The organism is Saccharothrix coeruleofusca, assembly GCF_017876325.1.
Taxonomy (GTDB): Bacteria; Actinomycetota; Actinomycetes; order Mycobacteriales; family Pseudonocardiaceae; genus Actinosynnema; species Actinosynnema coeruleofuscum.
The window spans coordinates 7389662-7411859 of record NZ_JAGINV010000001.1; the positions used below are offsets into that span (position 1 = coordinate 7389662).

General features: G+C 72.4%; 22 protein-coding genes, 1 tRNA gene and 1 pseudogene. 15 read left to right on the forward strand and 9 right to left on the reverse strand.

Going from position 1 to position 22198, the window contains the following annotated elements; all coding sequences use genetic code 11:
* The first annotated feature begins 87 nt into the window (after window positions 1-87).
* Both JOF41_RS34405 and JOF41_RS34410 read left to right on the forward strand, forming a co-directional pair.
* A complete protein-coding gene (locus JOF41_RS34405; RefSeq protein ID WP_189220948.1) occupies window positions 88-588 on the forward strand; it encodes a MogA/MoaB family molybdenum cofactor biosynthesis protein in 501 nt (166 codons plus the stop codon).
* Window positions 585-779: a hypothetical protein gene (locus tag JOF41_RS34410; RefSeq protein WP_209623824.1), complete on the forward strand. Its 195-nt coding sequence runs from the start codon at window positions 585-587 to the stop codon at window positions 777-779. The genes JOF41_RS34405 and JOF41_RS34410 overlap by 4 nt, the downstream gene beginning before the upstream one ends.
* Window positions 780-1049: 270 nt before the next feature.
* Here JOF41_RS34410 and mscL read toward each other — a convergent pair.
* The 4 genes and pseudogenes from mscL to JOF41_RS34430 all read right to left on the reverse strand — a co-directional run.
* Window positions 1050-1436 (reverse strand): annotated as a pseudogene (gene mscL / locus JOF41_RS37550) (large conductance mechanosensitive channel protein MscL); the annotation flags it as partial.
* Window positions 1437-1517: 81 nt separating this feature from the next.
* A complete protein-coding gene (locus JOF41_RS34420; protein ID WP_244989768.1) occupies window positions 1518-2024 on the reverse strand; it encodes an SAF domain-containing protein in 507 nt (168 codons plus the stop codon).
* Window positions 2025-2111: 87 nt separating this feature from the next.
* Window positions 2112-2390 (reverse strand): FmdB family zinc ribbon protein, encoded by a 279-nt coding sequence (locus tag JOF41_RS34425; protein WP_189220945.1) that lies wholly within the window; start codon window positions 2388-2390, stop codon window positions 2112-2114.
* A gap of 87 nt (window positions 2391-2477) precedes the next feature.
* Window positions 2478-3056 (reverse strand): 5-formyltetrahydrofolate cyclo-ligase, encoded by a 579-nt coding sequence (locus JOF41_RS34430; RefSeq protein ID WP_189220944.1) that lies wholly within the window; start codon window positions 3054-3056, stop codon window positions 2478-2480.
* Window positions 3057-3094: 38 nt separating this feature from the next.
* Between JOF41_RS34430 and JOF41_RS34435 the strand changes: the two genes are divergently transcribed.
* The 7 genes from JOF41_RS34435 (at window position 3095) to JOF41_RS34465 (ending at window position 8668) form a co-directional block, all read left to right on the forward strand.
* A complete protein-coding gene (locus JOF41_RS34435) occupies window positions 3095-3976 on the forward strand; it encodes a UTP--glucose-1-phosphate uridylyltransferase (protein ID WP_189220943.1) in 882 nt (293 codons plus the stop codon).
* A gap of 28 nt (window positions 3977-4004) precedes the next feature.
* Window positions 4005-5228, forward strand: a complete 1224-nt coding sequence (gene glp / locus JOF41_RS34440; RefSeq protein WP_209623826.1) for a molybdotransferase-like divisome protein Glp — start codon at window positions 4005-4007, stop codon at window positions 5226-5228.
* Window positions 5229-5894 carry a GNAT family N-acetyltransferase gene (locus tag JOF41_RS34445; protein ID WP_209623827.1) on the forward strand — a complete coding sequence of 222 codons (666 nt, stop codon included), beginning with the start codon at window positions 5229-5231 and terminating at the stop codon, window positions 5892-5894.
* Between the two features lie 153 nt (window positions 5895-6047).
* Complete coding sequence (gene sepX / locus JOF41_RS34450; protein WP_209623828.1) at window positions 6048-6713, forward strand: divisome protein SepX/GlpR; 666 nt, start codon at window positions 6048-6050, stop codon at window positions 6711-6713.
* 61 nt (window positions 6714-6774) lie between these two features.
* Window positions 6775-6847 (forward strand) — tRNA-Ala (locus tag JOF41_RS34455).
* Window positions 6848-7289: 442 nt separating this feature from the next.
* A complete protein-coding gene (locus tag JOF41_RS34460) occupies window positions 7290-8012 on the forward strand; it encodes a Crp/Fnr family transcriptional regulator (protein ID WP_268248888.1) in 723 nt (240 codons plus the stop codon).
* A 41-nt stretch (window positions 8013-8053) separates the two neighbouring features.
* The gene (locus tag JOF41_RS34465) at window positions 8054-8668 is read left to right on the forward strand and encodes a hypothetical protein (protein ID WP_189227809.1); all 615 of its coding nucleotides are present in this window, start codon (window positions 8054-8056) and stop codon (window positions 8666-8668) included.
* A gap of 514 nt (window positions 8669-9182) precedes the next feature.
* On the opposite strand, the gene JOF41_RS34470 is transcribed toward JOF41_RS34465, so the two are convergent.
* Window positions 9183-10148, reverse strand: a complete 966-nt coding sequence (locus tag JOF41_RS34470; protein ID WP_209623829.1) for an ArsR/SmtB family transcription factor — start codon at window positions 10146-10148, stop codon at window positions 9183-9185.
* 201 nt (window positions 10149-10349) lie between these two features.
* Here JOF41_RS34470 and JOF41_RS38030 point away from each other — a divergent pair, with 201 nt between their 5' ends.
* Window positions 10350-13349, forward strand: a complete 3000-nt coding sequence (locus JOF41_RS38030) for a UvrD-helicase domain-containing protein (RefSeq protein ID WP_209623830.1) — start codon at window positions 10350-10352, stop codon at window positions 13347-13349.
* Window positions 13350-13382: 33 nt separating this feature from the next.
* Here JOF41_RS38030 and JOF41_RS34480 read toward each other — a convergent pair whose 3' ends face one another.
* Window positions 13383-14111 (reverse strand): SDR family oxidoreductase, encoded by a 729-nt coding sequence (locus JOF41_RS34480; protein WP_209623831.1) that lies wholly within the window; start codon window positions 14109-14111, stop codon window positions 13383-13385.
* Window positions 14112-14176: 65 nt separating this feature from the next.
* Between JOF41_RS34480 and JOF41_RS34485 the strand changes: the two genes are divergently transcribed.
* The 3 genes from JOF41_RS34485 (at window position 14177) to JOF41_RS34495 (ending at window position 18162) form a co-directional block, all read left to right on the forward strand.
* Window positions 14177-14737, forward strand: a complete 561-nt coding sequence (locus JOF41_RS34485; protein ID WP_209623832.1) for a TetR/AcrR family transcriptional regulator — start codon at window positions 14177-14179, stop codon at window positions 14735-14737.
* Between the two features lie 29 nt (window positions 14738-14766).
* Window positions 14767-16785: a serine/threonine-protein kinase gene (locus tag JOF41_RS34490; protein WP_209623833.1), complete on the forward strand. Its 2019-nt coding sequence runs from the start codon at window positions 14767-14769 to the stop codon at window positions 16783-16785.
* 141 nt (window positions 16786-16926) lie between these two features.
* The gene (locus tag JOF41_RS34495; RefSeq protein WP_209623834.1) at window positions 16927-18162 is read left to right on the forward strand and encodes a hypothetical protein; all 1236 of its coding nucleotides are present in this window, start codon (window positions 16927-16929) and stop codon (window positions 18160-18162) included.
* Here the strand turns inward: JOF41_RS34495 and JOF41_RS34500 are convergent.
* The gene (locus JOF41_RS34500) at window positions 18113-19684 is read right to left on the reverse strand and encodes a dolichyl-phosphate-mannose--protein mannosyltransferase (protein WP_189224324.1); all 1572 of its coding nucleotides are present in this window, start codon (window positions 19682-19684) and stop codon (window positions 18113-18115) included. The genes JOF41_RS34495 and JOF41_RS34500 overlap by 50 nt on opposite strands.
* Window positions 19685-19708: 24 nt before the next feature.
* Between JOF41_RS34500 and rsmI the strand changes: the two genes are divergently transcribed.
* Window positions 19709-20554 (forward strand): 16S rRNA (cytidine(1402)-2'-O)-methyltransferase, encoded by an 846-nt coding sequence (rsmI, locus tag JOF41_RS34505; protein ID WP_209623835.1) that lies wholly within the window; start codon window positions 19709-19711, stop codon window positions 20552-20554.
* Between the two features lie 35 nt (window positions 20555-20589).
* On the opposite strand, the gene JOF41_RS34510 is transcribed toward rsmI, so the two are convergent.
* Both JOF41_RS34510 and JOF41_RS34515 read right to left on the reverse strand, forming a co-directional pair.
* Window positions 20590-20913, reverse strand: coding sequence for a hypothetical protein (locus tag JOF41_RS34510; RefSeq protein ID WP_209623836.1), 324 nt, complete (start codon window positions 20911-20913; stop codon window positions 20590-20592).
* 128 nt (window positions 20914-21041) lie between these two features.
* Entirely contained in the window at window positions 21042-21257 is a 216-nt protein-coding gene (locus tag JOF41_RS34515) for a hypothetical protein (RefSeq protein WP_209623837.1), read from the reverse strand.
* Window positions 21258-21389: 132 nt separating this feature from the next.
* Between JOF41_RS34515 and JOF41_RS34520 the strand changes: the two genes are divergently transcribed.
* On the forward strand, window positions 21390-22190 hold the full coding sequence (locus JOF41_RS34520) for a helix-turn-helix domain-containing protein (RefSeq protein ID WP_307867653.1): 801 nt from the start codon (window positions 21390-21392) through the stop codon (window positions 22188-22190).
* The last annotated feature ends 8 nt before the right edge of the window (window positions 22191-22198 follow it).

Sequence of the window (22198 nt, forward strand, 5' to 3'; positions counted from 1 at the left end):
AAGTTAGGGGTGATCCGGCCCGGCCGAGGCGCGTGGCGACGTGACGTCACGGAACCGTCAGATCTCCCATTGGTTACGGTGATCCGCATGGAACGCAGCGCGCAGCGCCTGGGACGCGCCCTCGTCGTGATCGTGGACGACCGGGTCGCGCACGGTGAGCACGAGGACAGCACGGGACCGCTGGTCACCGAACTGCTGGAGGAAGCAGGCTTCATCGTCGACGGCACGGTCGCGGTGGAAGGCGAGGTGGTCGGCATCCGCGCCGCGCTGAACACAGCCGTGATCGGCGGCGTGGACCTGGTGGTCACCGTGGGCGGCACCGGTGTGTCGCCGCGCGATGTCACCCCCGACGCCACGCAGGGCGTGCTGGACCGGCCCATCAGCGGCATCGCCGAGGCGCTGCGCGCCTCCGGCCTGGCCGCGGGCGCGGTGGACGCGGGCATCTCCCGCGGCCTCGTGGGCGTGTCCGGCAGCACCCTCGTGGTCAACCTCGCCGGATCGCGCTCCGCCGTGCGCGACGGCATGGCCACCCTGTCCGCCCTGGTGCCCTACGTCATCGAACAGCTCTCCGGACTCGACGAGGCATGACCGACCAGACCCCCGAGCCGACCGGCGGCGAGGACGCGGCCCGCGCCGCGGCCCGCCGCCGCCGGTTGGCGGAGGTGTTCGGCGAAGTGCTGCCCGACACCACCACCGACGAACGCCCCACCCCCGCCCCCACCGACTCCTCTGACGACTCCTGGTACCAGGAGAACCGCCCACCCCACCACGGCACCTGACCCAGCGCCGGCAAGTACTACCCGAGGCGCCCACCAGGGCCGGTAACTACTACCCGAGGTGCGGACGCGGCCGGGTGGGCTCACCCTCTCCTGGCGCGGGCGCTCCGCTCAGCGCCGAGGCCCGGCCGGACCGGACGGCCCGCCGTGGGCCGCGGGGCCGCCAGGGCCGCCCGGCCCCCGGTAGCCGGGGTGGGCGGTGCCCAGCTGCTCGACCCGCGCCGAGGCGGTGGACGGCCCACCGGTCCCGCCCACCGCGCCCGCCGGGGCTCCGCCCTGGCGGATCAGCAGGTCGCGGATCTCCATCAGCAGCTCGACCTCGGTCGGCTCGGACGGGCCCGCTTCCTCACCCCGCTTCCGGCGCTCCTTGATCTTGTTCATGGGCATCACGAAGACGAAGTAGACGACGGCGGCGACGATCAGGAAGTTGATCACCGCGGTGATCAGCGCGCCGAAGTCCATCAGCGTCTTCTCGTTCTTGTCCACCAGCTGCACGGCCAGGCCGTCGACGTTCTGCCCGCCGAACACCGCGACGATCGGGTTGATCAGGTTGTTGGTGAACGCGGTGACGATCGCGCCGAACGCGGCGCCGATGACCACGGCCACCGCCAGGTCGATGACGTTGCCGCGCATCAGGAAGTCCTTGAAGCCCTTGATCACAGCCAGCTCCTCCGAGGGGACGTGCTTGAGGTCAGCGGAGGGTAGCCGGATCGGGGTCCGGTGATGCGTCGGGCGGATCGATCAGCGCAGGGTCACCGCCAGTGGGTGCTCCAGCGACTCGGCGGCGACTGCCGTGGCCGCCGCGCGGGCCGTCGAGACGACCACCGACTCCCGCTCGCGCACGGACACCACGGTCGCGTCCTCGGCCAGCACGCGCGAGTCCGCGCCGACCACGTCCACCCGGCTGCCCGGCCGCAGCAGCGCCGCCACCTCCGGGTCGGCCAGGCGGATCGGCACGGACGCGGCATCGGGATCGGGCGCGGCCAGCCGGGCGTCGGTCAGCGGCTCACCGGCTCGGGCGGCGCTGACCAGGACGCGGTCGCGCGCCGCCGCCAGCGGCACCGCGCCCGAAGGCCGCAGGTCGGGAGGGACACCGACCACCCTGAGGTCGGCTGCGGACAGCACGACGCCGGGAGCCAGGTCGCGGGCGGCCACCACCACCTCGACCGGAGCAGGCTCCGGCCACACCACCAGCGCGGCTCCCACCAGCGCCAACACACCCGCCAAGATCTTCCGGAACAGGATCATGGCCACGACGGTAGGGGCCGGGCGGGGCCGCGCGACAGCGGCGACCCCCGAGCTGTGGACAACTCGGGGGCCTGTGGACAACTCGGGTCAGGAAGCCGCCGCGGCGGGCGCGGAGGAGCTGGAGGACGACGACTCCGAGCTCTTCGACGAGGACGACGAAGACGACGAAGCGGGCGACGACGAGGACGACGAGCGGCTGTCGTTGCGGTAGAAGCCGCTGCCCTTGAACACCACGCCCACCGCGCCGTAGAGCTTGCGCAGCTTGCCGGAGCACTCCGGGCACACCGTCAGCGCGGAGTCGGAGAAGGACTGCACCGCTTCGAACCGGTGGTCGCACTCGGTGCAGGCGTACTGGTAGGTCGGCACGGTTGCCCCTCCACGAGTCCTGGTTGGCACTCTCACGACGAGAGTGCCAGCACGATGATGCGCCAGGTGGCATACGTGGCGCAAACCTCACAGGTCAACGCCACAGGGCAGCCGGATCAGTCCCCGCGAAGGTGTGAGAACGGCATCAACCCGCACGTCGTGCGGCTCGCTGGGCAGCGAGTCGACGAACTCGTCGTCGCGCACCACGGCCACCAGCGGCGCCGAGGTCAGCGGCAGCGACCGGTCGTAGTGCCCGCCGCCCTTGCCCAGCCGCACCCCGGACCGGTCCACCGCCAGCGCGGGCACCAGCACCAGCGCGGCCGAGGCCACCGCCGATGCGCCCAGCGGCGGCCCCACCGGCTCGCGCAGCCCGTACGGGCCGGGGCGCAGCTCGCCGGTGTGCTCGGCCCAGTCCAGCGGCGCGTCGCCGACGACCACCGGCAGCAGCACCCGGTACCCCGCCCCGCGCAGCGACTCCAGCATCTGCGCGGAGCCCGGCTCGCCGCCGACGGCCAGGTACGCGCACACCACCTGACCGGGGCGGACGCCGAAAGCGGCGGTCGCCAGCAGCACCTGGGAAACCATCGGCGCGGCGGGCGCGCCACGCCGCGCCGCGCGCAGCCGCGAGCGGTGCGCCGCCTTCCGGTCACGTTCGTCGGACGTCATCGCGGACCACCCCAAGCACGTCGTTACGCTCGCTGTTCATGAGCGCCTTCACGACAGCAATCGTGCCCGCGGCTGGTCTGGGCACCCGCTTCCTCCCGACCACCAAGGCGGTGCCCAAGGAGCTGCTGCCGGTCGTCGACACCCCCGGTATCGAACTGGTCGCCACCGAGGCCGCCGAAGCCGGGGCGACCAAGCTCGTGATCGTGACCTCCCCCGGCAAGGACGCCGTGGCCCAGTACTTCCGCCCCCAGCCGGAGCTGGAGCAGACCCTGGCCGAGCGCGGCAAGACCGACCTGGTCGCCAAGGTCCGCCGCGCCCCCGAGCTGCTCCAGGTGGAGACCGCCATCCAGGACAAGGCGCTGGGCCTCGGCCACGCGGTCGGCTGCGCCGAGGGCAACCTCACCGGCGCCGACGAGGCCGTGGCCGTGCTGCTGCCCGACGACCTGGTGCTGCCCACCGGCGTGCTGACCAGGATGGCGCAGGTCCGCGAGCGCTTCGGCGGCACCGTGCTGTGCGCCTTCGACATCCCGCGCGAGCAGATCTCCGCCTACGGCGTGTTCGACGTGCGCGAGACCGGCGACGACGACGTCAAGCAGGTCGTCGGCATGGTCGAGAAGCCCAAGGCCGAGGACGCGCCGTCCACCTTCGCCGCCGCGGGCCGCTACCTGCTGGACCGGGCCATCTTCGACGCCCTCAAGCGCATCACCCCCGGCGCGGGCGGCGAGCTGCAGCTCACCGACGCCATCGCGCTGCTGATCAACGAGGGCCACCCGGTGCACGTCGTGGTCCACCGCGGCGGCAGGCACGACCTGGGCAACCCCGGCGGCTTCCTCAAGGCCGCGGTCGACTTCGCGCTGGAGCACCCCGACTACGGCCCCGAGCTGGCCCAGTGGTTGCGGGGACGGCTCAGCGGGTCCTGAGCGAGGATCGGTGCATGAGGATCGGCACATGAGGTCAGTGGAGGAGCAGCTCGCCAGGGTGATCGCCGCCGCCGTGCGCCCCGCGCCGGTCCGGGTGGCGATCCCCGAGGCGCAGGGCCTGCTCTGCGCCGAGGAGGTCGTGGCCGAGCGCCCGCTGCCCGGTTTCGACCAGGCGGCGGTGGACGGCTACGCGGTGCGCAGCGTGGACGTGCAGGGCGCCGCCGAGCGACCGGTGCCGCTGCCGGTGGTCGGCGAGATCCCGGCGGGCTCGCGCCAGCCCCGGCGGCTGCAGCCCGGCCAGGCGGTCCGCATCGCGACCGGCGCGCCGCTGCCGACCCTGGCCGACGCCGTGGTCCCGCTCGGCTTCACCGACGGCAACCCCGCGAAGGTGACCGTGCAGCGCCCGGTGCCGTCGGGGGCGTTCGTCCGGCGCACCGGCGAGGACGTGCAAGCCGGTGACGTGGCGGTGCGCCGAGGCGCGGCCATCGGCGCCGCCCAGGTCGGCCTGCTGGCCGCGGTGGGCCGCAACAAGGTGCTGGTGCACCCGAGGCCCAGGGTGTCGGTGATCTCCATCGGCGAGGAGCTGGTCGACGTGGACCGCACGCCCGGCCAGGGCCAGGTCTACGACGTCAACTCCTACGCGCTGGCCGCCGCCGCCCGCGACGCCGGGGCCGAGGTGAGCCGGGTCGGCATCCAGACCGCCGACCCGCGCAGGCTGCGCGAGGTGGTCGAGGGCAGGCTGCTGCTGTCCGAGATCGTGGTCGTCGCGGGTGGCGTCGGGGGCGCCATCGGCGACGAGGTGCGCGCGGCGCTGGCCGACCTGGGCGAGCTGGACACCACGCGGGTGGCCATGCACCCCGGCTCCGTGCAGGGCTTCGGCAGGCTCGGCCCGGACGCGGTGCCCACCTTCCTGCTGCCCGCCAACCCGATGAGCGCCCTGGTGGTGTTCGAGGTGCTGGTCCGGCCGCTGATCAAGGCCGCGCTGGGCAAGCGCAACCCGTACCGCCGGGCGGTGGCCGCCCGGCTGCTCTCGCCGCTGACCTCCACCAAGGGGCGGCGCGGCTTCCTGCGCGGTCAGCTGCTGCGCGACGCCGACACCGGCGAGTACCTGGTGCAGCCGCTGGGCACCGCCGGCTCGCACCTGCTGGCCTCGCTGTCGGAGGCGAACTGCCTGGTCATGGTGGACGAGGACGTGACCGAGATCGCGGTGGGCGAAGAGGTCATGGTCAGCTTCCTGGCTCAGAGGGGGTAGATGAGCGCGGGTCCGACCTGGGAGGGCGGGGGCAGGCACCCCGGCTGGCCCGCGCGGCTGGGACCGCTGCGGGTGGACGCGGGGCTGGTCGCCCTGCGCCCGCCACGGCTGTTCGACGCCTCGACGTGGTCCCGCCTGCGGCTGCGGGACCAGGCCCACCTGGAAGACTGGGAGCCGACCGCGGTCGGCGGCTGGTACGACCGCAACTCCGCGATGTCCTGGCCCGCCCAGTGGTCCTCGCTGCGCGCGTCGGCCCGGCGCGGCCAGGCGCTGCCGTTCGTGATCACCGTGGACGGCGAGCTGGCGGGGCAGATCACCGTGGGCAACGTGGTGCGCGGGGCGCTGCGCTCGGCGTGGGTCGGCTACTGGGTGGCCGCCGACCGCGCGCGCGGCGGCGTGGCCACGGCGGCGCTGGCGCTGGTGGTCGACCACTGCTTCGGCGAAGCCGGGCTGCACCGGCTGGAGGCCACCGTGCGGCCGGAGAACGCGGCGAGCCTGCGCGTGCTCGGCAAGGCCGGGTTCCGCGAGGAGGGGCTGTTCCTGCGCTACCTGGACGTGGCGGGCGACTGGCGCGACCACCTGTGCTTCGCGATCACCGCCGAGGAGACCTCCCCGGAGGGCCTGGTGCGCCGCCTGGTCGCCCAGGGACGCGCCCGAACAGCCTGATAAGCAGGCCGAACGGCTCAACTTCGCTCACCCGAAAGTGGGTGATACACCACACTTTGGTACGTGCTCCGGTCGGCGTGGCTCCGACACGGGTGTGACTGTTGTGACTAGCGTGGCGCGTGCACTACGCGTCGGCAGGGGGAGGTGACGGGGATGCCGAGCTCGCTGATCGTGGTCGGACTGGTCGTGGCCTGGCTGGTCGTCCTCGTGCCCATGGTGGTCCGCAAGCGGGCCGACGCGCGGAGCAGCGTGGAAGAGGAGTACGACACCGTGCCCGAGTCCGAGCTGGAGTTCGACGACTACGACGACTTCGAGGAGTACGAGGCCGAGTACCGCCCGTTCCGCCCCGGCCGGGGCGGCTACGACCCGGAGACCGCGGCCATCGTCGCGCAGGCCAAGTACGCCTTCCGGCGTCGCGTGGTCGGCACGCTGCTGCTCACCGCGCTGGTCACGGGCGTCGTGGCGGGCTTCGTGCACCCCCTGGTGTGGTGGGCGCACGGCGCGGTCGACCTCGCCCTCGTCGGCTACCTGTCCTACCTGCGCCGCCAGGTGCGCATCGAGGAGGAGATCCGCGCCCGCCGCCAGGCCCGGCTCGCCCAGCGCCGCCGCCACGCCCGCCGCGCCGAGCCGCGCCCGCCGGTCGCGCGGCCCGAGTTCGAGGAGGAGGAGGCCGCCGAGTACGGCCTCGACCCGCAGCCCCGCTTCGAGCACCACGTGCGCCCCGGCACGGTCGTGGTCGACCTCGACGACGAGGACCCGGTGTTCGTCGAGCTCGACGGCCCGGAGGCGCTGCCCTACCGGCGCGCGGTGGGCGAGTGAGGGGGGTGGCGAAAGCACCCTCCGGCTACTGCTATGCTTTCCCCGCACGACAACAGAACACGGGGCTGTAGCGCAGTTGGTAGCGCGACTCGTTCGCATCGAGTAGGTCAGGGGTTCGATTCCCCTCAGCTCCACCTCGCCTCGAGGCGAGGTGGTCGACAGAAAGCGTCGACCACCTCGCCTCGTTGTGTTCTGTGGGGTGGAGCCCCCACATCCCATCCTGGGGCGCTGCCCCAGACCTCCGGTTGGTCCGGCAGCGGTGCGGCGTACGTCACATGGTTGCTGTCCATGGTGGATCGGGTCGCGAGTGGACTTCGGGAAGATCTTTTTCCTGATGTGGTGCACGTTTTTGGGTGCGCTGACTGGAACCCATGCCGCGCACAGGGCATTCTGTCCTCCGAACACTGAATGCTCGGAGTCTTCGCGAGGGTTGTGCATGGGTGCCGCCGCCAAATTTGATCTTGCCGTGAAGCCACTATTGCGAGGCGTCGTCCGGGAGGGGCGCGCGATCACCTCTCGTGTCGATGTCGAGTGGAATCATTCGGCGGGTCGTTCGACTGTGGAGCTATTTGAGGCATGAACACTTTCGAGTCGCGAGTGCCTCCCCCAGTGTTCAACGACCTCATCGGTCGAGGGCACACTGTCCAGTACGAACCAGGTGACTGCCTCATGTCTGCGGGTGCCGTGGGGGACTGCGTGATGGTGCTCCGCCACGGCCACGTCAAGATTCTGAGCGGTGACGCGGCGGGCCGCGAGCGGCTGCTCGCCGTCCGTGGGAGGGGTGAGTTGCTGGGCGAGATGGCCCTCTTCAGCACCGGGACGCGGACCGCTTCAGTGGTGGCGCACGACGCGGTGACCGTCGTCAAGATCGCCGAGGTGCGCTTTCGAGGCTTCTTGGACAAGTACCCGTCCATCCAAGGCGACATCCTGCGGCTCGTGATCGCCAAGCTGCGCGCGTTGGAGGGCAAGCGCGTCGAGAACGGGCCGGGAACGGCGGTGCCGCGCCTCTTGCGCGCGCTGGTGGAGGCGGCTGAGGCATGCGGCGACCTGCTGAAGGACGGCGCTGTTCTGGTGCCGTTCACCCAGAACGAGCTGGGGCAGATGGCCGAGATGTCCGTCCTGTCGGCGCACCGGGCGGTGAAGGTGCTGCGCGAGCGCAAACTGCTCGGTTCGTGGCCGGAGAGGGGGAAGGTGCTGGTCCCGTGCTTGGGATGCCTCCGCGCAGCAGCGCTGTCGCCGCAAATGTACGGACAAGACATCAGCGGATGTGGTGGGGTCCGATCTTGCCCTAGAAGGTGAACGGCGACGTTGCCGGATCATGACCCATCCAGCGAGGAATCGTGAGTGTTCCCCTTGCCACCGAGTGCACCGTCGTGCGCTTGGACGTGGTGGACTCCAGTTCAGGTGGTCGGCGCAGGCAGGCCCACCTCGACCAGGCGCTGAGCGCGGCGCTCGACCTTACCCTCGACAGCCTGAGCCACCACTCGCGCTACGCCTCCGAGCCGACCTTCCGGCGTGACGACGGCGACAGCGTGACCCTGGTCTTCGGCGCGAACATCCCCAAAGCGTGGGTGACGGCGGACATCGTGCTGCGCGAGCTGGACCTGGCGCTCTCCGAGGTCAACAAGCCTTACAACGACGCCCACCGGTTGAGGGTGCGGATCGCCGTGGACGACGGGGCGACGGTGATCGACCCGCCGCACATCAGCGGCAGCCCGGTGACCACGACGGCGAGGCTCATCGACGCCGAGCCCTTCCGCAGAGCCGTCCTGGACGCTCCCGAGGAGGACTTCGGGTTGATCGTGTCCGACCGCTTCCACGCCGAGGTGGTCCTCGGCGGGGAGCGCGGCTTGGACCGGATCGCATTCCGCCCGGTCGAGGTGGACGTCAAGGGCTTCCAGCAGACCGCCTGGGTCTACGTGCCCAAGCGCGAGCGGAGCGACCACGGGATGTGAGGCGGTGGGTGGTGTGCGTACCACCCACCGCGATCGGATCAGGAGTTGCGCGGCCACTGCGAGCGGTGGGCCGCCGGTATTGATCGCGTTCTTCGGTGAGTTCCGACTACCGCTTGCTGAGCACTGGATGATCCACGGCCTGGTGAGCGGAAACCGGAATGGAGGACCGAGTGTCCACTCCGGGGTGACAGTCGAAAGTGGTCCAATCCATTGGACTGTGGTGGACATGGTGCTGCCGCTGGTCGCGGTGACTGAATCGGAGGCGTTCACAGATGTTGGGCTGCGGTGCGCCTCTATTGTGAAATTTCTAGACCACCCGGAATTTATCGGAACTGGGATCGCACGGCGGAGCGAATCTCGCGCTGGCTCGCCATGAGATGTAGTCGCCGACTTCATGTGCCCTCGGGCACGTGCCGGATCGCGCTGCGTGTGCTGGAACTGATGTCGCGTCATCGATCGCGACGCCTCTACCATGTACGTGATATATGTCTCATTTGGAGGAGACGGAGCGGCCCTACCGGGTCGCCCGCTGACGGAGCAGGGCCGCGCCCAGCGGGGTGAGCGCGTGCAGCACCGCGCCGCCGTGCCGGGTGCTGCTGATCAGCCCCGCCTCCCGCAGCACCTGGGTGTGCCTGCTGGTGGACGCGGGCGAGGTGCCGACGCGCTGGGCCAGCTCGGTGGTGTTGGCCCCGCCGCCGATCGCCTGGAGGGTCGCGGCGCGGGTCGGGCCGAGCAGCGCGGCGAGGGCGTCCGGGCGGGGCGCGGTGGACCAGCGGTGGGTCGGGTCGATCGGGTAGACCAGGACCGGCGCGAGCGTCGGGTCGGCGGGCGCGACCGGTCGGCCCCGGCAGAAGTAGGAGGGGACGAGGACCAGGCCCCTGCCGTCCAGGCGCAGGTCGCGGTCCACCGCGTAGTCGACCTCCAGCAGCGGCGGGTGCCACCGCGCGAGCGGGCGCAGGCCGTCGAGCAGGCCGTCCACCCCGCCGTCGAGCAGGTCGTGGGCGCGGCGCACCCGGTCGGCGTTGACGCTGGCGCGGATCACGTCCTCGTGGGGTGCGATGGCCGCCGCGTGGTAGGCGCGCAGCGTGCGCACCAGTTCGGCCAGCGCCCCGGTGTCGCCGCGGGTCAGCGGGGCCAGCCGGTCCGGCAGCGGCGACAGGGCGTGCAGCAGGCGCAGTTCCTCGGTCAGTCGCGGCTTCGGGGTGCGCAGGATGGCGTCCAGGCCCGCTTCCAGGCCCCGCGCGCCCTCGGCGGGGGTGAGGAAGTCCGGGAAGTACGGGCCCGCCGGGGTCAGCGCCTCCAGCAGCCGCGCCGCCGAGCGGACTTCCGGGCGCAGCGTCCGCGCCCACTGCCGGAACGCGCGCGGGCGGTCCCGGTCGCGCAGGCGGAAGCTGCTGAGCACCACCTCCCACAGCGGGTGGGTCTCGGCGGCCAGGGTGGTGCGGGCCAGGTCGGCGGCGGTGAAGTGGATGCGCAGCACGGCGACTCCCCCCGGAACGTCCCCTTACCGATTATGGACGCACGCTGCCTGCGCGTTTCCACTCGGGTGCAAGGGCGTCGCGGGTGGTGGGCCGGTCGGGCCAAGGTGGTGCTCCGTCGGGGGGTGGGGATCGCGCGGCCTGGTGCGGGGGGCGTCAGGCCGCGCGGTCCTCCTGGTGGCCCGGCCAGTAGCATCCGCGCGGTGCGCTTTGTGGCCGATCTGCACATCCACTCCAAGTACTCGCGGGCGTGCAGCCGCGACTGCGACCTGGAGCACCTGACCTGGTGGGCGCGGCGCAAGGGGATCACCCTGGTCGGCACCGGCGACTTCACCCACCCCGCCTGGTACGACCACCTGCGCGAGAACCTGGTGCCCGCCGAGCCGGGCCTGTTCCGGCTGCGCGAGGACCTCGACCGCGACATCGACCGCCGGCTGCCGCCGCGCTTGGCCGCCGCGCCGGTGCGGTTCATGCTGTCGGTGGAGATCTCCACGATCTACAAGCGCGACGACCGCACGCGCAAGGTGCACCACCTGATCTACCTGCCGGACCTGGACGCCGCCGCCGAGTTCAACCGGAAGCTGGGCAGGATCGGCAACCTGGGCTCCGACGGGCGGCCGATCCTCGGGCTGGACTCGCGGGACCTGCTGGAGATCACCCTGGAGTGCGGCGGCTACCTGGTGCCCGCGCACATCTGGACGCCGTGGTTCGCGGTGCTGGGCTCCAAGTCCGGGTTCGACGCCGTCGAGGACTGCTACGCCGACCTGGCCGAGCACGTCTTCGCCGTGGAGACCGGCCTGTCCAGCGACCCGGAGATGAACTGGCGGATCTCCGGGCTGGACAAGTACCGCCTGGTCAGCAACTCCGACGCGCACTCGCCGCCGATGCTGGGCCGGGAGGCCACGGTGTTCGACACCGAGGTGGACTACTACGCGGTGCGCGCGGCGCTGGAGACCGGCGTCGGGCACGCGGGGTCCATCGAGTTCTTCCCCGAGGAGGGCAAGTACCACGTCGACGGGCACCGCAAGTGCGGTGTGCGGATGGAGCCCGCCGAGACCCGCGCGCACGGCGGTGTCTGCCCGGAGTGCGGCAAGCCGCTCACCGTCGGCGTGCTCAGCCGCGTGGAGGAGCTGGCCGACCGGCCCGAGGGGACCGTGCCCGACGGCGTGCCGGGGTTCCGCAGCCTGGTGCCGCTGCCGGAGATCATGAGCGAGATCCTGGGCACCGGGCCGAAGAGCAAGAAGGTGCTCGGCGAGATCGACCGGCTCACCGCCGCGCTCGGACCGGAGCTGGGCATCCTCCAGGACGTCCCGGTGGACGAGGTCGAGGCGCACTCGCCGCTGCTGGCCGAGGCGCTGACCCGGCTGCGGCGCGGGCAGGTCATCCGCGACGCGGGCTACGACGGCGAGTACGGCGTGATCAGGCTGTTCGAGCCCGGCGAAGTGGCGCGGCGCAACGCCTCCCTGTCGTTGTTCGACGACGGGCTGTTCACCGCGTCCGCCGCGGCGAAGCCCAAGCGCGAACCCGCGCCTCGACCGGAAGCGGAACCGGAACCGGTCGCCGTCGCCGAGCCCGCGCGGCCCGAGGGCTCCGGCCTGCTCGACGGGCTGGACCCGGACCAGCGCGCGGCGGCCTCGACCACCGGGGGACCGCTGCTGATCATCGCCGGTCCGGGCACCGGCAAGACGCGCACGCTGACCCACCGCATCGCGCACCTGGTCACCGAGTGCGGCGTCGCGCCCGAGCACTGCCTGGCGATCACCTTCACCCGCCGCGCCGCCGGGGAGATGGCCGAGCGGCTGGCCGCGCTGGTTCCCGAGCACGCCGGGGCGCTGACCGTCGCCACGTTCCACTCCCTGGGCGTGCGCGTCCTGCGCGAGCAGCACGAGCGCGCCGGGCTGGGCCGCGACTTCGGCGTCGCCGACCCGGACCGCGCGCTCGCCGTCGCCCTGGAGGTCGCGGGGGAGGAGAAGCAGGCGCGGCGGCTGCTGGCCGAGGGCGACCCCCGGTACAAGGAGGCGCTGCGGCGACAGGACCTGGTCGACTTCGACGACCTGGTCGCGCTGCCGCTGGCGCTGCTGGAGGCCGACCCGGAGCTGGCCGCCGCCTACCGCGACCGCTACCGGTGGATCTGCGTCGACGAGTACCAGGACGTCGACGAGCGGCAGTACCGGCTGCTGCGGCTGCTGGCCCCGCCGGAGGGCAACCTCACCGCGATCGGCGACCCGGACCAGGCGATCTACCGGTTCCGCGGCGCGGACGTCGGGTTCTTCCTGCGCTTCCGGCAGGACTTCCCGACCGCCCGCGTGGTGCACCTGACCCGCAACTACCGCTCCAGCGCCCCGGTGGTCTCGGGCGCGCTGCAGGTCATCTCGCCGACCACCCTGGTGCCCGGCCGGGAGCTGCGGCCGGTGGGCGAGCACGGCGACGCGCCGGTGGGCGTGCACCAGGCGGCCAGCGAGCAGGCCGAGGCCGTGTTCGTGGCCCGCACCATCGAACGGGTGCTGGGCGGCGCGTCGTTCCACGCGCTGGACAGCGGTCGGGTGGACTCCGGCGGTGCGCACCACGACCTCGGGTTCTCCGACTTCGCCGTGCTCTACCGGACCGACCGGCAGTCGCGGGTGCTGGTGGACGTGCTGACCCAGTCGGGGATGCCGTTCCAGAAGCGCTCGCACGACCGGCTGGCCGACCGGCCGGGCGTGGAGCGGATCGCGCGGGAGCTGCCGTTCGTCGCCGGGACCACGGTGCTGGAGCGGGTGCGGCGCGCGGCGGGGGCCGACCACACCGCGTACGAGCTGCTCAAGCCGCTGGCGCGGGACTGCGGCGAGGACCTGGAGCGGTTCCTGACCGAGCTGGCGCTGGGGGTGGAGGTGGACACCTGGGACCCCCGCGCGGACCGGATCTCGCTGCTGACCCTGCACGCCGCCAAGGGGCTGGAGTTCCCCGTGGTGTTCATCGTCGGCTGCGAGGACGGGCTGCTGCCGCTGCGCTGGCCCGGTGCGTCGGACTCCGGCGACGAGGTGGACGAGGAGCGCCGCCTGCTGTTCGTCGGGATGACCAGGGCGCAGCGGCACCTGTTCCTCAGTCACTCGTCCGGGCGGCCCCGGTCGCCGTTCCTCGATGACCTGAAGTCGGGGTTCGAGCGGGTGGGCGAGGTGCCGCCGAAGCGGAGGAAGCGGGGCACGCAGCTGAGCCTGATCTAGGCGCGGGAGGGCGTCCGCCCTCCCGCGAGGCCGTCACAGCCTGCCGCCGCCGGTGGCGTCCAGCCAGTTGGCGGTGATCCAGCGGGAGTCCTCCGACGCCAGGAACGCCACCACGCCGGCGACGTCGGTCGGCGTGCCGACGCGGCCGAGGGCGTTCTGCGCGGACACGGCGGCCTGGCTGTCGGGGTTGTCGCGCAGCCAGTCCGCGTTCATGTCGGTGTCCACCGCTCCCGGCGCGACGGTGTTCACCGTGATGCCGCGCGGGCCGAGGTGCTGGGCCAGGGTCTTGCTGAACGTGTCCAGCGCGCCCTTGGTCATGGCGTAGGCGATGAGCTCGGGGTTGACGGCCCGCGTCACCCCGGAGGAGATGTTGATGATCCGGCCGCCGTCGCGCAGCCGGGGCAGCAGGCGTTGGACCAGGAGGAACGGGGCGCGGACGTTGGTGGTGAACACCCGGTCGAACTCGTCCGGGTGAATCTGCTCGATCGTTCCGCGCGCGACGACGCCCGCGTTGTTGACCACGATGTCCAGCTCGTCGGGCAGCGCCCGCACCAGGTCGTCCAGCTCGTCGGGCAACTCGGCGCGCACCGCGCCGGCCGCGCCGCCGTCGGCCCGGATCGACTCGACGACTTCCTTCGCCGCCGCGTCGTCGCGCGCGTAGTGCACCACGACGGTCGCGCCGTCGCGGGCCAGGCGCCGCGCGATGGCCCGGCCGATGCCTCTGCTCGCGCCTGTGACCAGTGCTGTCCTGCCGGTGAGCATGGAAGCCCCCAATCTGTAGTGGTCGCTACAAATTGGCACTGTAGCGGTCGTTATAAAATCGCGCCATGGCTGGTCGCAAGAGGGCGTTCGACCGGGACGAAGTGCTCGACCGGATCACCATGGCCTTCTGGCGCGACGGGTTCGCCGCGACCTCGGTGGCCGACCTGACCGCGCTCACCGGCGTCAACCCGCCCAGCCTCTACGCCGCGTTCGGCGACAAGCGCGCGCTGTTCGACGAGGCCGTCCGGCACTACACCGCGGCCTACGGCGGGTTCATCGTCGCCGCGCTGCGCGAGGAACCGACCTCCCGCCTCGCGATCCGCAGGCTGCTGCGCGAGGCCGCCGCCGAGTACACCCGGCCGGGCAGGCCGCCGGGCTGCCTGGTCCTGCACGCGCCCGAACTGGCCGAGCAGCGCCGCGCGACGGCCGCGATGGTGGAGGAGAAGATCCGCCACGACGTGCGCGGCGGCGCGCTGCCCGGCACCGCCGACCCGCACGCGCTGGCGCTGCTGGTCTCCGCGGTCATGCGCGGCATGTCCGACCTGGCCCGCGACGGGGCGACCGAGGCGGAACTCGCCGACGTCGCCGAGGCGGCCCTGTCCGCGTGGCCCGCACCCGTACCCTGAGAGGCGATCAGAAGGGGTGGTGGAGTTTCGTGGAGCTGGCCGGGTCGTTGCTGGAGTGGCTGCACGGCTGGTCCGGGATCTCCCTCTGCCCCGGTGACTGGGCTTGGACCAGCACCGCGCTCGGCGCCCTGATCGGCACCCTGCCGACACTGGCGGCGCTGCTGGCCATCACCGTGCGGCGCGTCGTCGGCAACTCCTACGGGCCGGTCACCGGCGCGATCTTCGCGGTGCTCGGGGTGAGCAGCACGCTCGTGCTGCCCTGGCTGCTGTTCACCAACACCTACAAGCTGTTGTCGCGGCGCTCGCTGTGGGAGATGAGGTCGCTGGACAGCAGTCCGTGCGGCCCCATCACGCAAGCCGAGTACCTGGTCGAGGCCCCCTCGGCGCTGGACGCCTTCACCGGCGGCAGAGTGCTGTTCCTGATCGCCGCGTGCGGCACGGCCGGGCTGGCGCTGCTGTGCCTGGTCTTCGTCATGATGCAGGCGGGCTCGGCGTTCCGGCTGGGCCCGAACTGGCCGCGCCGGGTGTTCTGGCCGCCGTTCCTGGTGCTGCTCGCGGCGACCTCGCTGCTGCCCGTGACGCTGCTGGGCCACCTGCTGCTCGGGTTCTTCCCGGTCGCGCTGGTGGGCTCCCTGGTGGTGCGGGTTTTCGGGTTGACTACGGCCATGCTGAACCGCCCCGGCCGCGACCGCGGCACCCCCGCCGCCCAACCGGCGGCGTCCCGCGCGCCGCTCCAGCCGTCCCAGGGGCCCGCGCCCAAGTCGGAGCCCAAGCAGGTGCCGCCTCCCGCCGCCGCGACGCATCACTCGGCGCCCCACAGCGCGCCCCACAGCGCGCCCCCCAGCACACCCCACAGCACATCCCACAGCGCAACCCCGAACCCAGCCCTGAGCGCGGGCCACAGCGCGCCGCACAGCACGCAGAAGCCGCCGCCCTACCAGCCCGCGCAGAGCCCGCCGTACCGGCCGGTGCCGCCCTACCAGCCGCCGCACCAGTACCCGCCGACGCGAGTCGCCGACTCGCGCCCGGTGGAGCCTCGCCCGGTCGAGCCGAAGCCGATGCGCGTGGAGCCGACGTCGCCGCCCGCCAAGCTGGCCGACACGCCCGGCCCCCTGCCGTTCGGCCTGGGCGGGGCGGCCTCCGGCTCCGCCCCGGTGCCGACCGCGCCCGAGCCGGGCAAGGTGTGGAACCCGGCGGGCGGGCGGTTCCGGCGCGTCCGGCAGCTGGGCCGGGGCGGGTTCGGCACGGTGTGGCTGGCCGTGGACACCCAGCTCGACCGCACGGTCGCGGTGAAGCTGGCGCACGCCCCGGACAACGACACCGAGCAGCGGATGCTGCGCGAGGCGCGGGCGCTGGCCGCCGTGCGCCACCCGAACTGCGTGCGCGTGTTCGACATCGTGCAGGACCCGGACGGCCTGGCCATCGTCATGGAGTACATCGACGGCCAGTCGCTGTCCGAGGTGGTGCTCAAGAACGGCCTGCTGGCCGACACCCTGGCCGCCCGGCTGTGGGTCAACATGGCCGACGCGCTGGCCGCCGCGCACGACCGGGGCGTGCTGCACCGCGACGTGAAGCCCTCCAACGTGATCGTCGACGGCGAGGGCACCGCGCACCTGATCGACTTCGGCATCGCCCGCGCCAAGGGCGACTCCACGCTCACCGCCACCGGCATGATGGTCGGCACCCCCGACTTCCTGGCCCCGGAGACCGCGCGCGGCGAGGCGGCCAGCCCGGCCTCGGACGCCTGGCAGCTCGCGGCGACGGTCAGCTACGCCCTGACCGGCCACCCGCCGCGCGGCGAGCGGGAGAACCCGATCTCCTCGCTGATGGCCGCGGCGCAGGGCGAGCCGTGCGTGAAGCTGCCCCAGCACAGCGCCCACCACCGGCTGCTGACCTCCGCGCTGGACCAGGACCCGGCGCGCAGGCCCAGCCTGACCGCCATCCGCGCGGAGCTGAGCGGCTGGCTGATGCAGGCCGGGGTGAGCAAGGAGGGGCCGGTCACGCAGCTGATCGGCAGGCCGGAGCCGCCCACCCGTCCCGCGCGCTGAGCGGCGACGTCGCTCCCGGCCGGTGGGCCGGAGCAATCGGCTTCATGCGATCGGGTGAAACCGGACAAGTCCGGTAACGGTGGTGTCGCCCATTCCGACCAAAGGCGATGACCCCGGCCCGACGTGTGCAGCGAGGTGGCGATGTCGTCGGAGCAGCACTGGCACGCGGCGCGGCTGATCCCCACCTCGGGCGGTGACCGCGCCGGGGAGCAGCGCCGCCGGGCGGCCTCCGCCCTGCTCGCGGTCATGTCCGCGGCCGACGGCTTCGGCCGCGCGCTGCTCCGGCCGCTGGGCGCGCCGGACGCCCCGGTGCGCGCCTACACCGAAGTGCCCTTCGACAACGGCGGCGTGGTCGACGGCGTCCTGCGGGTGGTGCGCGGCAGGCGGAGCTGGACGGCGCTGGTCGACGTGCGGACCGGCGCCGACGAGACCCCCGCCCAGCGGCTGGCGGACTGCCTGCGGGTGGCGCGCGAGCAGGGCTTCGACGCGGTGATCACCCTGTCCAACCAGGTGCCCCCGCTGCCCGCGCCCGAACCGGGGGAGGTCCTGCGGCAGCACTGGTCCTGGAGCGAGGTCCTGTGCGAGGCCGTGCGCAGGCGCGAGCACGCCGAGGCGGCCCAGGCGTGGGTGCTCGGCGAGCTGATCCGCTACCTCGTGCACCCCGACTCGGGGACGCTGCGGTTCGACGACATGGGGCCGGACTGGGCGCCGCTGCGCGAGGCCGTGCGGGCGGGCACGCCGCCCCCGACCCCCGCCGCCTCGGACGCGGTGCTGCGCTTCGAGGCCCTGCTCCGGTTATCCGCCCTGGAACTGGGCCGCGAGGCGGGCGTGGGGGTCACCCCGGCGCTGACCCGCCGGGAACTGGCCGACCCGACGTCGCGGGTGGCCGCGCAGGTCGCCCGGCTGGCCGCCGAGGGGCTGCTGGCGGGCGGGCTGCGCATCGCGGGCGCGGTCGGGGCGCTGCGGGTCACCGCCGACCTGCGCGCCGACCTGGTGACCTGCCACGTCGACTTCGACGGGCCCGCCGAAGGCCGGTCGTCGACCAAGGTGGGCAGGCTGGTGCGGCAGCTCTCCGGTGCGCCGGACACCGTGCTGCTGGAGACCTTCACCCGCCGGGGGCGTGGCGCGGCCGAATCCCTGGGCGCGGTCCGGCGCGACCCGGCGCTGCTGGTGGCCGACCCGATGCGGGAGGTCCGCGGGTTCCGCGTCGCCCGGTCCACCCCGCTGGAGGCCGGGCGCGACGCGTTCGCCGGTTCCGTGCTGGCCGCCGTGACGGCCTTCTACCGCGACGTGGTGCGCGACCTGCGGCCGTGGACCGGCGTGCCGCTCACCGCCAGGACGGCAGCCAGCGCTGCGCGTCCCACATCTCCTGGGTGATCGGGTTGCCGTTGAGGATGGGCCACAGCCAGATGAAGTTGGCCACCACCAGACCCACGTACAGCGACACCACCAGCAGCCCCGTGCCGCGCCGCTCCTGACCGGCCCCGGCCCGGCCGAGGACCTCGCCCATGGCCAGCGTCAGCCCCAGCACCAGGAACGGGGCCATCGGCATCGCGTAGAAGTAGTACATCTGCCGGTCCAGGTTGGTGAACCACGGCAGGTAGCCCGCGGCGTAGCCGACCAGCACGGCCGCGTAGCGCCAGTCCAGCTTCCCGATCGCCTTCCACAGCGCCCACGCCAGCACCGGGAACGCCAGCCACCACATCGCGGGCGTGCCGATCAGCATGATCGCGCCCACGCAGGTGGCCGCGCCGCACCCGGCCACCGAGCCCTCGAAGTAGTACAGCATCGGCCGCAGGCCCATCGGCCACGTCCAGGGCTTGGACTCCCACGGGTGCCGGTTGGTCTCCGAGGTGACCAGGTTGGTGTGGAACTCCAGCACGTTGCCGCTGTAGTACCACAGCGCCCGCAGCGGGTCCGGCAGCCAGCCGTCCGCCGGGATCTTCACCCCCGCCACGTGCCGGTCGATCGCGGTCTCGCTGGCGAACCACGCCCACCACGTGCCCAGGTAGACCAGCAGCGGGATGGCCACCAGCGCGAACAGCGACGGCAGCACGTCCTTGGCGATCGCGCCCCGCCACGGGTGCTCCACCCCCGCCGCGCGCCGCGCCGTGGCGCTCCACACCACCGTCATCAGGCCGAACGCCGCGATGTACCACAGGCCCGACCACTTGACCGCGCACGCCAGCCCCAGCGCGACCCCCGCGCCAAAGCGCCACCAGCGGAAACCCAGCCACGGCCCGTACGGCGAGTTGTTCACCCAGCCCTCGCGCACCGCCACGGCCAGCCTGCGCCGCACCAGGTCGCGGTCGGCCACCACGCAGGCGAACGCCACCACCACGAACGTGGTCAGGAAGACGTCCAGCATCCCCATCCGGGACTGCACGTGGCTCAGGCCGTCGGCGATCAGCAGCACACCGGCCAGCGCGCCCAGCAGGTCCGACCGGGTCAGCCTGCGCGCCACCCGCACCAGCACCACGATCGTCAGCGTGCCCGCCAGCGCCGGGACGAACCGCCAGCCCACCGCGTCGTAGCCGAACAGCCACTCGCCGATCGCGATCAGCTGCTTGGCCAGCGGCGGGTGCACCACCAGCTCGTAGCCCGCGTTGTCCTCGTAGCCGCCGTTGCGCAGCACCTGCGCGGCCTGCGGCACGTAGTGCTTCTCGTCGAAGATCGGGGTGCCCTTGTCGGTCGGGAACCCCAGGTTCCAGAACCGCACCACCCCGCCGATCAGCGCGATCGTGAGCGTGACCAGCCAGCCCCGCAGGCGGTTGTCCAGCGGACCGGGGTCGAGCACGCGCGCCCGTTCCTCTGCGGTGTTGGCAGGCGGGGGAGTGGTCGGCGGCACCTGGCCGACGTCGGCCACGTCGTCTGCGGACTGCGGTGCGATCAGGCTCACGGGGCCGATCGTAGGGTGAGTGGCGTGAGCCTTGTATCTGGATCAGGCCGTTTGGTGCTGGCGGCTACTCCGCTCGGCGACGTCCGGGACGCCTCGCCGCGCCTGGCCGAGGCGCTGGCCTCCGCCGACGTGGTGGCCGCCGAGGACACCCGCCGCCTGCGCTCCCTGGCCGCCGCGCTGGAGGTGACCCCCTCGGGCCGGGTGGTCAGCTTCTACGACCAGGTGGAGACCGCCAGGCTGCCCGGCCTGCTGGAGTCGCTGCGCGGCGGCGCGACGGTGCTGCTGGTCACCGACGCCGGGATGCCCAGCGTGTCCGACCCCGGCTACCGGCTGGTCGCCGCCTGCGTGGCGGAGGACCTGCCGGTGACCTGCCTGCCCGGCCCTTCGGCGGTGACCACCGCGCTGGCCGTGTCGGGGTTGCCGTCGGACCGGTTCTGCTTCGAGGGGTTCCCGCCGCGCAAGCAGGGCGAGCGGCAGCGCTGGTTCGCCGCGTTGCGCGCCGAGCCGCGCACGTGCGTGTTCTTCGAGTCGCCGCACCGGCTGGCGGCCACGCTGGCGGACGCGGCGCAGGTGCTCGGGCCGGACCGGCGGGCGGCGGTGTGCCGGGAGCTGACCAAGACCTACGAGGAGGTCCGGCGCGGCGGGCTGGGCGAGCTGGCGCAGTGGGCCGAGGAGGGCGTGCGGGGCGAGATCACCGTGGTGCTGGCCGGGGCCGAGCCCACCGGCGCCCCGTCGATGGACGTGCTGGTGGCAGAGGTGAAGCAGCGGGTGGCCGACGGCGAGCGGCTCAAGTCCGCCGCCGCCGAGGTGGCCGAGGCCGCGGGCGTGAGCAAGAAGGCCCTCTACGACGCGGCCGTCAGCGCTTCGTGAAGTGGGCGGGAGGGGTTGGCGCCCCTCCCGCTGGGTCAGAACCCCTGGCCGCGGTTGTGGTTGCGTGAGCTGTTGATGATCGTCATCGGAATCCAGACGAACAGCCAGAGTCCGCACGTCACCAGCGTCATGATCAGGTGGAACGTGTGGTTGGTCTGGATACGTCCCCGCAGTCCATTCACGTTGACCTGCACGAACTGCTGCGGAGGCGCGGCCGGGTAACCCTGCGGCGGGTAGGGCGGCGGGTAGGGCGGTTGCTGCCCTGAGGGGTACTGCGCAGGCGCCTGGTACGGCTGTGTGGGGTAGGCGCCATGAGGCGTCTGCTCCTGGGGCGTCTGCTCGGGGTAGGGACTCGACACGCGTGCTCCTGAGAGGTGCTGGTACTCGGCATCGCGCATGTCGTCCCAGGCAGGCGAGTTGTTAGCTGCTGTTTACTAATTTTTCGCAACGGTGGTGCGGAGCGGTTCGCGCAGCTCAGGCGTGCCGCCTAGGGGTAGGCCAGGTGCGCGTCGGCGATGAGGCTCCGGGTCCTCAGTAGGGAGTTCGCGCTCTGGGAGACCCAGTGCGCGCCGTTGATCCACAGCACGGCCTCGTCGGGGAATTCGAGCCCCCAACCGACGAACGGCTCGTCCGGATCGAACTTGCTCGTGCCGTAGATGGCGAACAGGCGGGGCGGGTTGACCAACAGGTCCAAGGGGTTCATGGCTAGAAACTAAGCTAGAAAAATAGCGATGGGAATTCCCTGATCAGGTGACTGCCCCAAGCGGGCGGCTGGGCGAGGATCTTCGCCATGACCACGCGACGAGACCCGTCCGCACTGCGCTGGCTCATCGGCGTGGAACTGGCGCACTACCGCAAGCTCAGCGGGCTGACGCTTGCCAAGGCGGCGGACGGCACCGGGATCACCCGCGCCAAGGTCGGGCACATGGAGACCGGGCGCTACCAGCAGTTCCCCGACGACGTGGCGAAGCTGATGACCTTCTACGGCGCCGACCGCAAGGACGTGGATCGGTTGGCGTCGCTGGCGGGCAGCTCCGAAGGCCGGAGCTGGTGGGCGCCGTGGTCGCACCTCGTGCCGGACTGGTTCAAGACCTTCGTCGGACTGGAAGGGCTCGCCGAAGCGGAGTTCTGCTTCGAGCCGATGGTGCTGCCCGGTTTGCTCCAGACCGAGGAGTACGCACAGGCGATCACGGATGCGACGGGCTTCGTGCGCCGGGACCACAGCGAGCGGTTCGTGTCCTTCCGGGTCACGCGGGCGAAGCGGCTGACCGAGCCGAAACCGCTGGAGCTGCGCGCGGTGATCGGCGAGGCGGCGCTGAGGCTGGAGGTCGGCACGCCGGAGGTCCGGCAGGAGCAGTACCGGCACCTGGTGAACCTGGGCAAGCGGCGCAACGTCACCATCCAAGTGCTCCGGCCCGAAGATGGCCCCCATGCGGCGACCAGCGGTGGTTTCTTCGTGCTCGACTTCGCTCAGGCGCAATCGGTGGCTTACGCAGAACGGCTCGACGGTGCCGTCTACGTGCAGGACCAAGATGACGTGCGAACTTATAAGATGGCGGTGGATAACTTGCGTTCAGTCGCGTTGTCGCCGCAGCAGTCCCTCGTGTTGATCAGGTCTCTGGTCGACGGTAGTTAGCCGGGAGG